At 48.7% G+C, this 15846-nt stretch carries 16 protein-coding genes, 1 tRNA gene, 1 other RNA gene and 1 pseudogene; 17 read left to right on the forward strand and 2 right to left on the reverse strand.

Annotated features, from left to right (window positions below):
- Positions 1-24 precede the first annotated feature (24 nt).
- Positions 25-111: transfer RNA gene (locus tag SFSGTM_RS11150), tRNA-Leu, on the reverse strand.
- A gap of 177 nt (positions 112-288) precedes the next feature.
- Between SFSGTM_RS11150 and queA the strand changes: the two genes are divergently transcribed.
- The 17 genes and pseudogenes from queA (at position 289) to SFSGTM_RS11240 (ending at position 14405) form a co-directional block, all read left to right on the forward strand.
- A complete protein-coding gene (gene queA, locus SFSGTM_RS11155; protein WP_162086303.1) occupies positions 289-1320 on the forward strand; it encodes a tRNA preQ1(34) S-adenosylmethionine ribosyltransferase-isomerase QueA in 1032 nt (343 codons plus the stop codon).
- 8 nt (positions 1321-1328) lie between these two features.
- A complete protein-coding gene (tgt, locus tag SFSGTM_RS11160) occupies positions 1329-2432 on the forward strand; it encodes a tRNA guanosine(34) transglycosylase Tgt (protein ID WP_162085232.1) in 1104 nt (367 codons plus the stop codon).
- Positions 2433-2469: 37 nt separating this feature from the next.
- Positions 2470-2796, forward strand: a complete 327-nt coding sequence (yajC, locus tag SFSGTM_RS11165) for a preprotein translocase subunit YajC (protein ID WP_162085233.1) — start codon at positions 2470-2472, stop codon at positions 2794-2796.
- A gap of 51 nt (positions 2797-2847) precedes the next feature.
- Complete coding sequence (gene secD / locus SFSGTM_RS11170) at positions 2848-4662, forward strand: protein translocase subunit SecD (RefSeq protein ID WP_162085234.1); 1815 nt, start codon at positions 2848-2850, stop codon at positions 4660-4662.
- Positions 4663-4683: 21 nt separating this feature from the next.
- On the forward strand, positions 4684-5628 hold the full coding sequence (gene secF / locus SFSGTM_RS11175) for a protein translocase subunit SecF (RefSeq protein ID WP_174237414.1): 945 nt from the start codon (positions 4684-4686) through the stop codon (positions 5626-5628).
- 14 nt (positions 5629-5642) lie between these two features.
- Positions 5643-6341, forward strand: coding sequence for a bifunctional 2-polyprenyl-6-hydroxyphenol methylase/3-demethylubiquinol 3-O-methyltransferase UbiG (ubiG, locus tag SFSGTM_RS11180; protein ID WP_162085235.1), 699 nt, complete (start codon positions 5643-5645; stop codon positions 6339-6341).
- Positions 6334-6987 (forward strand): HAD family hydrolase, encoded by a 654-nt coding sequence (locus SFSGTM_RS11185; protein ID WP_162085236.1) that lies wholly within the window; start codon positions 6334-6336, stop codon positions 6985-6987. Before ubiG ends, SFSGTM_RS11185 begins: the two co-directional genes overlap by 8 nt.
- Before the next feature lie 78 nt (positions 6988-7065).
- Positions 7066-7430, forward strand: a transfer-messenger RNA (tmRNA) gene (ssrA, locus tag SFSGTM_RS11190).
- 165 nt (positions 7431-7595) lie between these two features.
- Complete coding sequence (locus tag SFSGTM_RS11195; protein ID WP_162085237.1) at positions 7596-8810, forward strand: tyrosine-type recombinase/integrase; 1215 nt, start codon at positions 7596-7598, stop codon at positions 8808-8810.
- 55 nt (positions 8811-8865) lie between these two features.
- Positions 8866-9276 carry a hypothetical protein gene (locus SFSGTM_RS11200; RefSeq protein WP_162085238.1) on the forward strand — a complete coding sequence of 137 codons (411 nt, stop codon included), beginning with the start codon at positions 8866-8868 and terminating at the stop codon, positions 9274-9276.
- Between the two features lie 627 nt (positions 9277-9903).
- Positions 9904-10122, forward strand: a complete 219-nt coding sequence (locus SFSGTM_RS11205) for a helix-turn-helix transcriptional regulator (RefSeq protein ID WP_162085239.1) — start codon at positions 9904-9906, stop codon at positions 10120-10122.
- The gene (locus SFSGTM_RS11210) at positions 10119-10337 is read left to right on the forward strand and encodes a helix-turn-helix transcriptional regulator (RefSeq protein WP_162085240.1); all 219 of its coding nucleotides are present in this window, start codon (positions 10119-10121) and stop codon (positions 10335-10337) included. The genes SFSGTM_RS11205 and SFSGTM_RS11210 overlap by 4 nt, the downstream gene beginning before the upstream one ends.
- A gap of 2 nt (positions 10338-10339) precedes the next feature.
- Positions 10340-10660: a helix-turn-helix domain-containing protein gene (locus tag SFSGTM_RS11215; RefSeq protein WP_162085241.1), complete on the forward strand. Its 321-nt coding sequence runs from the start codon at positions 10340-10342 to the stop codon at positions 10658-10660.
- Positions 10657-11370, forward strand: a complete 714-nt coding sequence (locus SFSGTM_RS11220) for a hypothetical protein (protein ID WP_162085242.1) — start codon at positions 10657-10659, stop codon at positions 11368-11370. The genes SFSGTM_RS11215 and SFSGTM_RS11220 overlap by 4 nt, the downstream gene beginning before the upstream one ends.
- A gap of 458 nt (positions 11371-11828) precedes the next feature.
- On the forward strand, positions 11829-12113 hold the full coding sequence (locus tag SFSGTM_RS11225) for a hypothetical protein (protein ID WP_162085243.1): 285 nt from the start codon (positions 11829-11831) through the stop codon (positions 12111-12113).
- Between the two features lie 266 nt (positions 12114-12379).
- Positions 12380-13293 (forward strand): annotated as a pseudogene (locus SFSGTM_RS11230) (tyrosine-type recombinase/integrase).
- A complete protein-coding gene (locus tag SFSGTM_RS11240; protein ID WP_162083488.1) occupies positions 13290-14405 on the forward strand; it encodes an IS91 family transposase in 1116 nt (371 codons plus the stop codon). Before SFSGTM_RS11230 ends, SFSGTM_RS11240 begins: the two are co-directional and overlap by 4 nt.
- Positions 14406-14714: 309 nt before the next feature.
- Here SFSGTM_RS11240 and SFSGTM_RS11245 read toward each other — a convergent pair whose 3' ends face one another.
- Positions 14715-15155, reverse strand: coding sequence for a hypothetical protein (locus SFSGTM_RS11245; protein ID WP_162085244.1), 441 nt, complete (start codon positions 15153-15155; stop codon positions 14715-14717).
- Between the last annotated feature and the right edge of the window lie 691 nt (positions 15156-15846).

Genomic DNA, 15846 nt, shown 5'->3' on the forward strand with positions numbered 1-15846 from the left:
ATTGCTGCAAGGCTTTATTTTTTCTGGTGCCGGGAGGGGGACTCGAACCCCCACAGTGTCACCACCGGCGGATTTTGAGTCCGCTGCGTCTACCAATTCCGCCATCCCGGCTAGGACTGCGTTTGAAGCCGTGCATTATCCACAAAATGACCGTTAATTGCAATACATTCTTCATATTCAGAGTCATCGACCTATTTGCATTTTTGAAATATCGCTAGTAAACACAAGCAACTCTTTGTAAACTTGCGGGTTTATTGCGCACTTTACGTGCCTGACCCTACTACAGCTATGCGTACCGAAGATTTTAACTTTGATTTACCCGATGATTTGATTGCGCAGTTTCCACCCGCAGTGCGTACTGCCAGCCGCTTATTACGCATAGAAGGCAACAAGTTGACGGACAAATCATTCACCGACTTGCCCGAGTATTTACGCGCTGGTGATGTACTGGTATTCAATGACACCCGCGTCATCAAGGCGCGTTTATACGGGCAAAAAGCCAGCGGTGGTCAGGTAGAGCTATTGATCGAACGTGTTATAGACGAGCACGAAGCGCTGGCATTTATCCGTGCCAGCCATGCACCCAAAGCGGGTTCGCAAATTATTATTGGTAATATGGCACCGCTCACCATTATAACCCGCGAACATGACTTATACCGCGTGCGCTTTGACGCCTCCGCTACCGTGCTCGAAGTGCTGGAGCAATACGGCGCGCTGCCGTTACCTCCCTATATCACCCGCGCTGCGGATGGCGCTGATGATGCCCGTTATCAAACGGTGTACGCGCAACATCTGGGCGCTGTCGCCGCGCCCACGGCAGGGCTGCATTTTGATCAGGCCATGCTGGAAAAGCTGGATGCCATGGGTGTGGTGCGTGCGCATGTCACCCTGCACGTAGGCGCAGGGACATTCCAGCCTGTGCGCGTCGACAATATTGCAGATCATGTCATGCACAGCGAACGCTACACTATCCCGCAGGCGACTGTCGATGCAATACAACATGCACAGTTACATGGCCATCGCATCATTTCTGTAGGCACAACCAGCTTACGCGCACTGGAGTCCGCCGCGCAATCAGGACAGTTAGTCGCAGGCGAAAACGAAACCAGCATATTTATCACACCTGGCTATCAATTCAAGGTGGTTGAGCACTTACTAACGAATTTCCACCTGCCGAAATCCACATTACTCATGCTAGTATCTGCGTTTGGCGGTTATGAAGCCATGCGTCACGCATACGCTCATGCAGTTGAACAACACTATCGGTTTTTCAGTTATGGCGACACCATGCTGATTAGCCGCTCAGATTTAACCCAATAAGGTCACCCATGCAATTTCAACTTCATCAAACTGACGGACTCGCCCGACGCGGCACCGTCACACTGGCGCACGGCAAAGTCGAAACGCCTGCGTTTATGCCTGTGGGCACGTATGGCACAGTCAAGGCCATGTCGCCTGACGAGCTCAAAGAAATCAACGCCCACATCGTACTCGGCAACACCTTCCACCTCTGGCTGCGTCCCGGACTGGAAGCCATCGAAGCGCATGGTGGCCTGCATCAGTTCATGCACTGGGATCGGCCTATACTCACGGACTCAGGTGGTTTTCAAGTATTCAGCTTGGGCGCGCTACGTAAAATCACCGAGCAAGGGGTGAAATTTTCATCCCCTATCAACGGTGACAAAATGTTCCTCACCCCAGAAGAATCCATGCACATCCAGAAAGTGCTGAATTCCGACATCGTCATGATATTCGACGAATGTACGCCCTACCCTGCTGAACACGATGCGGCGGCTTATTCCATGCGCTTATCATTGCGCTGGGCGGAACGTTCCAAAACCGCACATGCAGGCAATCCCAATGCGTTATTTGGTATCGTTCAGGGCGGCATGTATGAAGACCTGCGTGATGAGTCTGTACGTGAATTAGGACAAATGGAATTTGATGGCTATGCCATTGGTGGCTTAAGCGTAGGCGAACCTAAGCCTGACATGCGCCGTATACTTGCGCACACCGCCCCGCAACTGCCTGCCAATAAGCCGCGTTACCTCATGGGCGTTGGCACACCTGAAGATATTGTCGCTTCAGTGCAAAATGGCGTGGACATGTTTGATTGTGTACTCCCCACGCGTAACGCGCGCCACGGCATACTATTTACCCAGTTTGGCGACATGCGCATTAAAAATTCACGCTTCCGCACCGACATCAGACCTGTAGATGAAACTTGCAGCTGTTATTGTTGCCAAAATTTCAGTCGTGCTTATCTTAATCATTTGATTCGTTGCGGCGAAATACTAGGCGCACGCTTAGCCACCATCCACAATCTGCATTACTATCAGCAGCTCATGGCAGGCTTGCGTACAGCGATAGAAAACCAGCAACTCGATGATTTCGTCGCCAAGTTTCATGAGCAGCGTGCGCTATCATGCTAAAATCTAGAAATTATTTACTGACCCACTTGGAGTAACTATGTTTATCAGCAACGCCTATGCCGCAGCAACAGGTACATCTAGCCCTACCGAAGCCCTGATGAGCTTTTTACCGCTAATCGTTATTTTCGTTTTATTCTGGTTCATGATTATTCGTCCGCAAATGAAACGCGCGAAGGATCAGGGAAAAATGCTGGAAGCGCTGCAAAAAGGTGATGAAGTCATCACCTCGGGTGGACAAGTAGGCCGCATCGTTAAAGTCAGCGAACAGTTTGTCAGCCTGGAAATCGCCGACAACGTGGTTACCAATGTGCAAAAAAGCACCATCACCACCATGTTGCCTAAAGGCACAATCAAATCCATCTAAACTTGTTACCTTCAACCGCCTCTGTGCGGTTGAACTTATTTAGGCAATAAAATGAATCGATTCCCGCTCTGGAAATACCTGCTCATAGGCGCAGCCTTACTCATTAGCACTATCTACACCCTGCCTAATTTTTATGGCGAAGTCCCCGCTGTGCAAGTATCCCCGACACGCTCAGTGATTAAAGCCGACATCACCATGCAGCAGCAGGTTGAGGATGAACTCAAAGCAGCTCACATTCCTTATACACTCGCATTTATCGATGGCGACAGCATCAAAGTCAAATTCAGCAATACCGATATTCAGCTCAAAGCCGAAGATGTATTGCAAGCACGTTTCCGTGATGGCTACAGCGTTGCGCTTAACCTTATTTCCGCCTCACCAGACTGGCTTACTGCCATCGGCGCCAAACCTATGAATCTGGGTCTGGATTTGCGTGGCGGTGTACACTTCCTGTTGCAGGTTGATATGCCAGCTGCACTGGACAAAGCCGCAGAGCGCTATACCGGCGATATCCGCAGCCAACTGCGTGATCAAAAAATACACTACTCATCAATTAATCGTGATCATCAAACAGTAATCGTCCATTTCAGCGATGCAGCGACTCGCGCTTTGGCAAGTGATTACATCGATAAAAATTTCTCGGATTTAGTCATGACCGAGGCTGATGCCAACAACGACTACACCATCGTTGCCAGCTTGCGTGCAGAAGTGCAGAAACGTACGCAGGATAATGCAATTCAGCAAAACATCACCACACTGCGCAACCGTATCAATGAGCTCGGTGTAGCTGAACCTGTAATCCAACAACAAGGTGAAGATCGTGTAGTAGTACAACTTCCGGGTGTGCAAGATACGGCTAAAGCCAAGGAAATTTTAGGTCGTACTGCAACGCTGGAAGTACGTCTGGTCGATGAATCTCACGACATTGCTGCTGCCGTGCAGGGACAAGTACCGTTTGATGACGAACTGTACACCGAGCGTGGTGGTTTACCTATTCTGGTGAAGAAAACTGTTTCGCTCACCGGTGATTACATCACGGATGCTTCACCCAGCTTTGACCAGCAATCAGGTCAATCTGCTGTCCATATTGACCTCGACTCACGCGGTGCACGTATATTCCGTGACGTCACCCGTGAAAACGTAGGTAAACGCATGGCGATCTTGCTGATAGAAAAAGGCAAAACTGAAGTCATTACGGCACCTGTTATCCGCGAAGAAATTGGCGGTGGTCGTGTACAAATTACAGGTATGGAATCCACTCAGGAAGCAACCGACGTAGCACTGCTGTTACGTGCAGGTGCATTGGCAGCCCCAATGAACATTGTTGAAGAACGCACCGTAGGCCCAAGCATGGGTGCTGACAACATTGCCAAAGGCTTCCATTCCAACTTGTGGGGTTTTGTTGCTGTTGTCATTTTCATGATGTTCTACTACCGTTACTTCGGCGTTTTCTCAAGCTTGGCACTCACCGCCAACGGTCTGTTTCTGGTGGCCTTGCTCTCCATGATGCATGCAACCTTGACCTTACCAGGCCTGGCAGGTATCGCGCTGACGCTGGGTATGGCGATTGATGCCAACGTACTGATTAACGAGCGTATCCGTGAAGAACTGCGTAATGGAAATTCGCCACAGGCCGCTATCCACGCCGGTTACGACCGCGCATGGAGCACGATACTTGACTCCAACATCACCACCTTTATCGCAGGTATCGCTTTATTCTGGCTGGGTTCTGGTCCTGTGCGCGGCTTTGCTGTTGTATTGTGCCTGGGCATCTTAACCTCGATGTTTAGCGCGGTGACTATCTCCCGCGCCTTGGTCAATCTCACATATGGTCGCCAGGCTCGCGTAGCTAAGCTGTCTATTTAAGCGAACTATTTAGGAATTATTATGGAATTTTTTCGGATTAAACAAGACATCCCCTTCATGCGTTATGGCAAGATCACTACTGCCATTTCCATGCTCACTTTTTTATTCGCAATCTGGGCATTGGCGTATAAACACCTGAATCTGGGTGTCGATTTCACCGGTGGTACAGTCATCGAAGTCGCTTATCAACAAGATGCGAATATTGAAAAAATCCGCTCAACATTGGCGCAAACTGGCTTCACCGAAGCCAGTGTTCAAACTTTCGGCACAACCAAAGACGTAACCATACGCCTGCAATTGCATAAAGACAGCACCAGCGCCAAAACCAGTGACATCGTCATGACTGCGCTCAAGGCTCAGGATGCGAACGTGGTCCTCAAGCGAGTTGATTTCGTCGGCCCACAAGTAGGTAAAGAGCTTTATGACAATGGTGCTCTGGCGCTGTTAGTTGTTGCATTAGGCATTCTGGCTTATCTGGCAATACGTTTTGAATGGCGCTTTGCGCTGGCTGCGATTATTGCAAACATCCATGACGTGGTCATTATTCTTGGCTGCTTTGCTTTTTTCCAGTGGGAATTCAGCCTCACCGTCTTAGCTGGTGTACTTGCTGTGCTCGGTTACTCGGTCAACGAATCTGTCGTCGTATTCGATCGTATCCGTGAAAACCTGCGCAAAATGCGTAAAGCTACTATCCCCGACATTATTGATAACGCGATCACCACCACCATGAGCCGCACCATCATTACCCACGGCATGACACAAATGATGGTACTGTCCATGCTGTTTTTTGGTGGCGAAGCATTGCACAACTTTGCACTCGCGCTCACCATCGGTATTATGTTCGGTATCTACTCATCAGTGCTTGTTGCCTCACCACTGTTGTTAATGTTTGGTGTAAAACGCGAACACTTCATTAAAGAAACCAAGCCTACTGAAGGCGTGACTGCCGACGGCGCGCAAGTCTAACCTAAGGAGTCGCCATGAGTAATGCAGACCAGCTAGAAATCGACAAATTCAGTGCGCTTGCGCATAAATGGTGGGATACCAATAGCGAATTCAAGCCACTGCATGAAATTAACCCGCTACGTCTGGATTACATCGATGACCATGCCCACATCGACGGCAAAACCGTGCTCGATGTTGGTTGTGGTGGTGGCATCTTGTCTGAATCCATGGCTAACCGTGGTGCACAAGTCACAGGCATAGACCTTGCGGAAAAATCACTCAAAGTAGCCAAACTGCATTTGCTGGAAACAGGCGCGCAGGTCAATTACCAGTGCATCGCCGTAGAGACATTAGCAGAACAACAGCCAGCCAGCTTTGATGTTGTCACCTGCATGGAAATGCTGGAACATGTTCCGGACCCTGCATCCATCATCCGTGCTTGTGCAACACTGGTAAAACCGGGGGGCTGGGTGTTTTTCTCCACATTAAACCGCAATCCTAAATCCTATTTATACGCTATCGTCGGTGCAGAATACGTGCTTAACATGCTCCCACGTGGCACCCATGATTATGCAAAATTCATCAAGCCTTCCGAATTGTCACGTCATGCTCGTGACGCTGGGCTGGCTATCAACGACATCATCGGCATGACTTACAATCCGGTTACCAAGATTTACAAACTCGAAGCCGATACCGACGTCAACTACATGATTGCCTGCCAACGCCATGGTTGATGCAGTTCTATTCGACCTTGATGGTACACTCGTCGATACAGCGCCCGATTTAGCGCTGGCACTTAATCAACAACGGCAGATGCATGGTTTGCCTGAAATGCCATTTGAACTCATCCGCCCCTACGCCTCACACGGCAGTGCCGGGCTGCTGCAAATTGGCTTCGCCATTACCCCAGACCACCCCGCATTTGAAGAACTGCGGCGTGAATACCTGCAAATCTTTGAAGATAATGGCAACCCCTACAGCGCACTCTTTGAAGGCATGCTTGAACTGCTTGATGAACTTGAAACTCGTGCTATACCGTGGGGTATCGTCACCAACAAACCCGCACGGTTCACCGATCCATTGTTAGAACAACTAGGTCTCAACTACCGCGCTGCCAGTGTCATCAGTGGCGACACTTGCGCCCACACCAAACCGCACCCGGAACCCATACTCACGGCTTGCCGCGAGATGCATGTACTGCCCAGCACCAGCGTCTACATCGGTGACGCCGAGCGTGACATCGCTGCCGCTCACGCCTGCGGTATGCCAGCAATACTCGCCGAATACGGCTACATCGGCCCGCACGACGCACCACAAGAATGGCAAGCCGATGCCTACATCAAATATCCCACCGCCCTACTTGATTTCCTCGGTTACTGACCCATATAAGTAGTGTTGATGTATAATCAATGATCGGATGAGAGCATGATCGAACTCATCCGCTGTAGTACCAGCATCGGGGGCGACATGGCTTCGACGTGGGTTGCAAAGCAGCGCAGGGCATACCGAGGACGGATTACCTCGTAAATACAACCCGAATCGTTTATAACTGCAAACGACGAAACTTACGCTCTAGCCGCTTAGTCGGTTAGACCCTACACCAGCTTGCATACGAGTTGGGCTGAGCAATCGGCAGTAGGGTAATCTCAGTATGCTCGCGGTAATCAGGGTTACTTTGATTACTGTTAAAACCAAGGTAACTCGCTTGTTTCCAGCCTGTTTGGTGGGCGTGAAACAGGTCAAAGCCAAATCACCAAACTAAGTATGTAGAACTGTCTGTGGAGGGCTTGCGGACGCGGGTTCGATCCCCGCCGTCTCCACCATTTCACCGTTTGAGAACATCCAACACGGTATATCTAACCCGCCTAAGTGCGGGTTTTTTATTGCTTTTTTGCCTTTTACGGGGTAATGTAGTCCAACAACAGCCAGATATTTATAGGGGTAACCTTACGGGGTAACCCTGAAACTGTAAAAGGACTTACCCCTAAATGCCACTAACCGACACCAGCGTTAAGAACGCCAAGCCTAAAGCCAAGCAATACAAGCTATTTGATGAACGCGGCTTATTTTTGATTGTTACCCCAAACGGGGGTAAGTGGTGGCGGTTTCGCTATAAACTCGATGACAAAGAAAAGCTATTATCCCTAGGGGTATATCCTGACGTGGGTTTGAAAGCCGCTAGAAAGCTACGTGATGATGCACGTGAGCTATTAGCGCAGGACATAGACCCAAGCATTAATCGCAAAGTACAAAAATCCGCCAAACAAGAAAGAGCCGCCAACAGCTTTGAAGTGATAGCGCGTGAGTGGTGCGCAAAGAACGTACATACATGGGCGGCAAGCACTGGCGACAAAACCATACGCAGATTTGAGCGCGATATATTCCCATTCATAGGCGGGCGACCCATTGCGGATATAACCTCAATGGAATTACTCGTAACCATGCAACGCATCGAGAAGCGCGGCGCAGTTGAGACAGCACACAGAGCATTAGCTAATTGTGGGCAGGTTTTCCGCCATGCAATCGCAACAGGACGGGCAACCTATGACCCTGTACCCCCTTTACGTGGCGCACTTACCCCTGCTATTGAGGGACACTTTCCAGCCGTAACAGAACCCAAGCAAGTAGCAGAACTATTACGCACGCTAGACGGCTATACAGGCACGTTTATAGTTAAGTGCGCCCTAAGCCTCGCCCCGCTGGTTTTTGTGCGTCCTAGCGAGTTACGCAAAGCCTTATGGGCAGATATTGACCTAGATAATGCTGAATGGCGTTACCACGTCACTAAAACTAAGTCAGATCACATTGTGCCATTAGCTACGCAAGCAGTAACCACATTACGAGAGCTACACGCATTAACTGGACAAGGTGCGTATGTGTTCCCTAGCGCAAGGGGTAACGCCCGCCCTATGAGTGATAACGCTATCCTTGGAGCGATGCGGCGCATGGGCATACCCAAAGATGAAATGACTGGGCACGGTTTTAGAGCAATGGCCAGGACGATATTAGATGAAGTGTTAGGGGTGCGCCCAGACTTGATTGAACACCAACTAGCCCACGCAGTACGCGACCCGCTAGGACGCGCCTACAATCGCACGTCACACCTACCAGAGCGCAGAAAGATGATGCAACAATGGGCGGACTATCTGGACAAGTTGAAAGCGGGTGCAGAAGTGATACCACTACATAGCAACCTAGCTTAATTATTCAGCCAATTACATAAATAACATATTTATTAGCATTTCATAGGTGGAAAAAATGAAGGAAATAAAGCTGTTTATATTAGCAATATTTACATTACTGACTGGTTGCGCAAATCAACCTAGCCAAAATTATTCAGATGCGATTCTTAATCGCCCCCTACCCGCAAATAATGACCAAAGAATGAAGGAATGCAATTGGATCAGAAGTGAAATCGCACGACAAGATGTTCTTGGAACTACTCTTGCCTCGCAGCAAACATCTCCTTTTATGGTTATGGCATTCAAAACAAGATCACAACAAAATATTGCCGCGTTAGAGTCAAGAGCGGCGAATATCCAATGCAATGCAGCATTTAGCAATGTAGTTATCGCGCCAACACAAACTACATTCGACCAATGCTTTTCAAAATGTCAGCAATATACAGATCGAAACAAAGACCAATGCTTTGACGCATGCAACAAATGAAATCACTTATGAATAGCCAAACTTAGTGCAGAACAAGCCGCACCTGCCTCGACGGAGGGAAAACAGGGTTACCCCGCCCTGCTGGTGCGGATATTGTGACGTTTAAGCGGGCTTAATGAAAAAATTTTTACAAAAAATGATGTTTTTTTTTGAAATCATTAAAAGCATATCAAAACTATATCAAAGTTGATTAAAACAAAACTAACATATTGGTTAGTCATAGTTAAGCATAGTTCGTCAAATCGAAATTATTCAAAAACTCACCATTTAATGCTTGCGGCACTGATGTATTGTTAATAGAATTGAATCAATTGAAGAACACTACAGCTAGTTTTGGAAGCATAGAAAATAACTAGATGTGGTTTATTTGATAGGTTCGGGAATCTTGTTTACTGGACATAAACAAGACCCCGATTTTTTGAAGCAGATTTGGAACAGATAAAAATTGCCTAGCAGCATTTTTAAAAGCGGATGTTATCGCAGGGATAACAATACAACAGATTGTTTAAATTTGGCAAGCTAAAGTTGACTAGCATTGCTATAGATATATCCCTGTTACAACGCAGCTAATCGCGTTGGGAAATGCCGCGTATTTGTTCCTGATTAACTTAATCAGGAGTTCACTGTATGCCGTTACAAATTCAAGAAACACCAAAGCAACTAATCAAACGTAAAAAAGTTGAATCACTAACCTCATTAAGCAGATCGAGCATTTACCGCCTGATGGCCGAGGATAGCTTCCCCCGCCCAGTCCGTCTTGGCAGCAAGTCGGTTTCGTGGGTACTAGCAGACGTTGAGGAATGGATTAACACCCATATTGCAGCAAGCAAGGGGGTGCAGCCATGAAAACAACAATTAACACACTACCAGAAACAGGCTTTATGCGCCTAACCCAAATTATCGGGAACAGCAAAACCAATACCCCCGCAATTATTCCAGTCTGTAAATCTACATGGTGGGCTGGCGTTAAATCAGGACGCTACCCCAAGCCTGTTAAATTGGGCGAACGCTGTACCGCATGGCGTGTTGAAGATATACGCAATCTCATAGCGGGGGCTTAATTATGGCAAAGATCCCACCACGCAGAAACGACGAAGCCAGGCGGCAACCTGGCGACGAAGGGAAAAAGAGCAAACTCAATCCAAATGATACCAGCACAGAGAATCAGCGTGCAATTATCCTTGCAGCTCTACAGATAGCACCACGAACTACTGTAGAGCTTCGGCATGACTTCGGAATCATGCAACCAGCGCCACGCATACATGAGCTTATCAATCGCTTTAATTATCGGATTGACAGTGTGCGGTTGACTGCTGTTACCCCTGACGGCATAAAGCACCCGCGAGTGGCTTTGTATGTATTGCAGCCTGGAGGTGCTGTATGAGTAGAGCCACCAAAAAGAAGCCCACAGAAGCCGCACAAGGCAGATACAGCGCAATTCCTCACAGCCTGCTTGATAGTGTTGCTTATCAGGGTTGCAGTTTCTCAGCCAAGTCATTACTGCTTGAGTTAGCTAGACAGCATACAGGCTCAAATAACGGACACCTGCACTGTGTTTACACCTGGCTAAATAAGCGTGGCTGGCAAAGTTCAGCTACTTCTGCCAAAGCGTTATCCGAGTTGATAGAGCGTAAGCTAATCATCAAAACCAGACAAGGCGGTTTTAATGCTGGCGCGTGTAAATACGCCCTAAGCTGGCTTGCGGTAACTAACTTTGTCGGGCTGGACATAACACAGCACACCTATCGACAAGGTGCATATTTGCTGATGGATGCGCTACCCAAAATTAAAGGGGTAAGTTCAGTTTCTGATAGAGCAAAGCCCATTATCAATTCAGATTCTGAACCGACGAGTAAAGCGACTCTATCAGCATCTGAACTGGTAGAGGGATGTTTTGGAGCATGGACTCCCCCAGAATCTGAACACAATGAATATCACCATATACATGCACCTGAAATTAATGCACCTGATGTCACGCCAAAACGCTATGAACCGTGGCCATGGGAGTTTGCAGAATTTACTGGACAAGGTTTCCAGTTAGCCAACGCACATTTTATCAAGTCGGCAACGATTGGAGGCATCACATGGCACTAACGACAATTAAGCATTAAACACATCATAGGCGAATGAATAACGCGGCTTGGGTGAATGTATGCCTAAGCCGTTTTAATTGATTAGTTGGCGTTATGGCAAAGAGTGGCTGTATAAAATGCGACAGTAAAACACTATGCAACGTGGACGCATGATGGACACACATAATCAAGTATGGCGCGGTTTATCGGTTCATTGTGGACAGAAAATGCTACAACAAAAAGCCACAGCAAAGTGAACGGATGGTGAACGCTAAAACGTAAGCATGGTGCGGGTTTCCGTCCCATGCTGAACGCAAAGTGAATGCAAATGAGACACTTTTACGAACAGTCCAACTATTAACGAATAATTGCGCGACAAAGCGAACACCGAAAGCCAGTGACGGCGCTGGTTTGGATGGTAAAGCGAATGAATAAGTTCGCACTTTTGAAAACATCTAACTATTATTGGAGTTTAATATCATGGCGAGAAATTGGACACCCGAAGCAAGAGCAAAACAATCTGAATTGATACGCACCTGGAAGCCTTGGAAACGATCTACAGGCGCGCGTACTCCACAAGGTAAGGCAATATCAGCACAGAACCGTGTTAAGTCACTGGCAGCGGCTAAACAGCGTATTGAAGATGCTAGAAAAGCCTTGCGTGAAGCAGAAGCCGAACACACCCGATTAACTGGGCGTGATACCGTTTCACCATTCGCACAATTGGCCACTGAAATGAATAGGCTGGCTAAAATTCGTCGGTAACTAAATTGCAGTAGTTCCGAATTGAATGGGCTTTTTACATCGATCGGAATGCACCATGAGCGGCCATTAAGGAATGACAATTACAGTGGCTATTACAACGTCAACGTAAAAGTAAGATGCAGCACGCTTTGGCACAACCACTCTCGAATGTGGAGTTGAACGAAGCCGCTATCGCGGAGAAATATTCCCGAACCATCAAATTACGCAGCATAATTTCGTCTCCCCCAGCAATGGAATTTTGATTACTGTACCACGAGGAGACGACATTGACAGCCCCCACACCCATCCCCGCGCACTTCGAGCACAATCACCAGCGACTGCTGAATTGCCTCAAGCTCAGAGGCATGCAGCCTAAAACCATCGCCTTGTATTCACACGGCGTACGGCGCGCAGCGGTGTATTTTAATGACCAGATAGACGCGCTCACCAAGCCACAATTAACCGACTATTTTGTTCGCATCCTGGATACCCATTCATGGAGTACGCTCAAACATGATCTGTATGGACTGAAGTTCTATTATGCCCATGTACTCAGCCAACCCTGGCCAGGTGCGGATCTGGTTAAACCACCCAAGTCATATAGCCTGCCCGACATCATTACCGTCGCCCAGGCACAACAAATCTTCATGGCCACCCGCGTATTGAGCTACCGCGTATTCTTCTTCACCCTCTACAGCCTGGGCTTACGATTAGGCGAAGGCTTACGCTTGCAGGTAGGGGATATCGATGCGGATCGGATGCGGGTGCAAGTACGCAACGCCAAAGGCAACCGTGATCGATTGGTGCCGTTATCAGAGAACACCTTGCAGGTATTGCGCCGTTTCTGGCTCACCCATCGCAACCCAAGCTTGCTCTTTCCTAATCGACACGGCGGTCTTGCCAAATCGCACTTGGCACGCACCCCGCTGGATCGTGGTGGTATCCAGACCACCTTGGGTCAAGTGACCCGTGACTGTGGCTTAAAAAAAGAATTACACCACACAGCCTGCGCCACAGCTATGCCACCCACCTGATAGAAGCTGGCATCGATTTACTCGAAATTCAGCAGATACTCGGACACCAGTCCATCCTCACCACCATCCGCTACACCCACCTCACCGAACAACGCCATCAGAGCGCACACACTCGCCTTAATCAATTAATGGAGAAATTCCACATTCATTGGGGCAAAGTCAAATGATCAGACTGGCGCACATCGTAGCAACCTACGCAGCTAAACTGCTTGCACAACACGGTCATCACCTATTGCCCAGCCAGCAAGCTGCCTTAACCGCCTTTCAAACCTGCCGTAGCCAGATGAGCCCGAGGATGCAACTTGCCTGTGATGATTGTCAAACACCCAGCTACCTGCCACATTCCTGCGGTCATCGGCATTGCCCGCATTGCCAGGCGCACGAATCACAGCGCTGGATAGACCAGCAATTACACAAATCCATCCCCGCCAACTACTTCATGCTCACCTTCACCGTGCCCGCCCAGTTGCGCACACTGGCCTGGCAACATCAGCGCGTCATGTATGACTTGATCACACGCTGCGCGTGGGAAACAGTCAACACCTTCAGCCAAAACGACAACAAGCTGCGCGGCAGCGCAGGGGCGGTGACTGTACTGCATACCCATAACCGCCGACTGGACTATCACCCCCATGTGCATCTCGTCATGCCCGCTGTCGCCTTTAACCCCAAACAGCGACGCATGCGTCATAAACACGGCAACTACCTGTTTAACCACAAAGCCCTGGCCAAAGTATTTCGTGCCAAATTACTGGCAGGCATCAGACAAGCAGGACTCACCCTGCCAAACGATTACCCGACCGATTGGGTGGTGGATTGCAAAGCCGTCGGCACTGGACAGCACGCTCTGATCTACCTTGGGCGCTATCTGTATCGGGGGGTGATACAGGAGAAAGACATCCTCTCCGACCGGCATGGTCAGGTCACCTTCCGTTACCGGAACAGCCAAACCAAACAAATGGAAACCCGTACCTTGAGTGGTGTAGCCTTCCTGCGACTGATACTGCAACACATTCTGCCCAAAGGCTACCGCCGCGCCCGCAACTTTGGCTACCTGCATCCCAATAGCAAACTACTCACCCAGCTACAGCTGACCCACCTATGGCGACGGAACAATCCGCCGCCAGCGCAACCCAGACCAGCGATACGTTGCCAATGTTGCGGTGGGGTGATGAAGATAGTGCGCACACGTATCAAAGCGATACCGCTAGCCACATCAGCCCCATCTATAAAACGGGAACACAGAGCAGATGACACAGGGTGGGAGACCATGCGCTAAACCAGCCCACACCGCCCACCTGCCAGACTAGGCAGGTATGGCCGTGCTCGCCCTGAAGAAGGCTGAAATTGGGTTAACATGCCCGAAAAGCCGACTAAAAACGGTGAGTTGAATAGAATAAGTTGCTGCAATGGCAACGTGAAGGTCGTGAAATGGCGGGTGGGATGCGTAACGCGTCCAGTTATGCCAGCATAGTCAAAAAGATATTTCCATAAGCGCTCAAGCAACACCCGCCCCAGCCATGCCGGGCTTGTCCAACAAACGGTTCAGATTGTGGCTCGCTTCGCGATCACAATCTAACCTTATTCGTTAGGCATGACAGACAAGGCCGGATATGCCAGCAATCAACAAACCGAACCAAGCCATTACCACAACGGCAAAAACCGCACGAACTGCGAAAGTTGCCGACAAAATGCTCCTGTTTTTTCGGTGTAAATACTGATGCATACCTAATTCGAGTTCAATTTGCTCGGCACGTTTGTAATAACGATTCCACCAGTCTGTTGATCGCTCCTCCATTACCCAGAAAGCCATGGAAATCAGAAGCCCAAAAAACGCAACGGCTAGTTTTTGACACGCAGACAAGCCAATATCCTTACTGAAATTAGCGGCAAGGAGACCACCCGTAACTGCGACAAAGAGTGTCAATTGAGCAAAGCGCATATTTCCATATTGGCGGAGATTTGCGCCAACTTCCTTGTACTCTTCAAGAAAGATGCTTATCTGGTGTGGCGGACTAGGACTCGTCATTGTGGTTAATACCTAACATTGTAATTTAAAGGTAAGGAGCACACTTTAGCGCATTCCGCATCGAACGATGCGTTAGGCATCTCAACGCTCCGAATCAATATTGAACCACGGTCGCCAAATTCCAACAAGCCTGTCTTCTTCGAAAAAGCGTTCAGCAATTGCGTTGTCTAAAAAATCAATGCGATATGAAAAACCAACCGATCACCGATCCACCAGAAGGCATACACTCCCGGCCCCTCTGGTAGAGCAGATGGCCGTGCTGCAGTTAACTGAGCGACGCTCTGTATGGACTCTCTGATGTGCATTTGAATTTCCTAACGTAAAATTAAGGGGCGCCGATAGGCGTCTCTATCAACAAGAAGCATGAAAACTACAGTTTAGAAAGGACTGATAGTTTCCGATAGTGTTTCCGTACAATTTCTAAACAATTTGTTCGCAGCTATATTCAAGCATGGCGCGGCATAGGCAATAATACTGCAATAGTTAGGTACGCAGTAATTAAACGATTTATGCGCAGGTTTCCGATACAAATAGATTTTGTCCTACGGTTAGCAAATAATGGTGCAACATTGCACCCTTACCAGATCAAGTGGACAGAGTTCCTCTTGATTCTGAGCGTTCCGCGCGCGCACGCGAGAGTATTGAGGTGTGGCCATACGATGTTACCGCACCTAAGGAACATTCCGGAGTA

The sequence above is a fragment of the Sulfuriferula nivalis genome (assembly GCF_009937995.1).
Lineage (GTDB): Bacteria > Pseudomonadota > Gammaproteobacteria > Burkholderiales > Sulfuriferulaceae > Sulfuriferula > Sulfuriferula nivalis.

Excerpts from the sequence above, each read along its gene's own strand:
- queA (WP_162086303.1), top strand. The coding sequence starts at position 289 with ATGCGTACCGAAGATTTTAACTTTGATTTACCCGATGATTTGATTGCG.
- tgt (WP_162085232.1), top strand. The coding sequence starts at position 1,329 with ATGCAATTTCAACTTCATCAAACTGACGGACTCGCCCGACGCGGCACC.
- yajC (WP_162085233.1), top strand. The coding sequence starts at position 2,470 with ATGTTTATCAGCAACGCCTATGCCGCAGCAACAGGTACATCTAGCCCT.
- secD (WP_162085234.1), top strand. The coding sequence starts at position 2,848 with ATGAATCGATTCCCGCTCTGGAAATACCTGCTCATAGGCGCAGCCTTA.
- secF (WP_174237414.1), top strand. The coding sequence starts at position 4,684 with ATGGAATTTTTTCGGATTAAACAAGACATCCCCTTCATGCGTTATGGC.
- ubiG (WP_162085235.1), top strand. The coding sequence starts at position 5,643 with ATGAGTAATGCAGACCAGCTAGAAATCGACAAATTCAGTGCGCTTGCG.
- SFSGTM_RS11185 (WP_162085236.1), top strand. The coding sequence starts at position 6,334 with ATGGTTGATGCAGTTCTATTCGACCTTGATGGTACACTCGTCGATACA.
- SFSGTM_RS11195 (WP_162085237.1), top strand. The coding sequence starts at position 7,596 with ATGCCACTAACCGACACCAGCGTTAAGAACGCCAAGCCTAAAGCCAAG.
- SFSGTM_RS11200 (WP_162085238.1), top strand. The coding sequence starts at position 8,866 with ATGAAGGAAATAAAGCTGTTTATATTAGCAATATTTACATTACTGACT.
- SFSGTM_RS11205 (WP_162085239.1), top strand. The coding sequence starts at position 9,904 with ATGCCGTTACAAATTCAAGAAACACCAAAGCAACTAATCAAACGTAAA.
- SFSGTM_RS11210 (WP_162085240.1), top strand. The coding sequence starts at position 10,119 with ATGAAAACAACAATTAACACACTACCAGAAACAGGCTTTATGCGCCTA.
- SFSGTM_RS11215 (WP_162085241.1), top strand. The coding sequence starts at position 10,340 with ATGGCAAAGATCCCACCACGCAGAAACGACGAAGCCAGGCGGCAACCT.
- SFSGTM_RS11220 (WP_162085242.1), top strand. The coding sequence starts at position 10,657 with ATGAGTAGAGCCACCAAAAAGAAGCCCACAGAAGCCGCACAAGGCAGA.
- SFSGTM_RS11225 (WP_162085243.1), top strand. The coding sequence starts at position 11,829 with ATGGCGAGAAATTGGACACCCGAAGCAAGAGCAAAACAATCTGAATTG.
- SFSGTM_RS11240 (WP_162083488.1), top strand. The coding sequence starts at position 13,290 with ATGATCAGACTGGCGCACATCGTAGCAACCTACGCAGCTAAACTGCTT.
- SFSGTM_RS11245 (WP_162085244.1), bottom strand. The coding sequence starts at position 15,155 with ATGACGAGTCCTAGTCCGCCACACCAGATAAGCATCTTTCTTGAAGAG.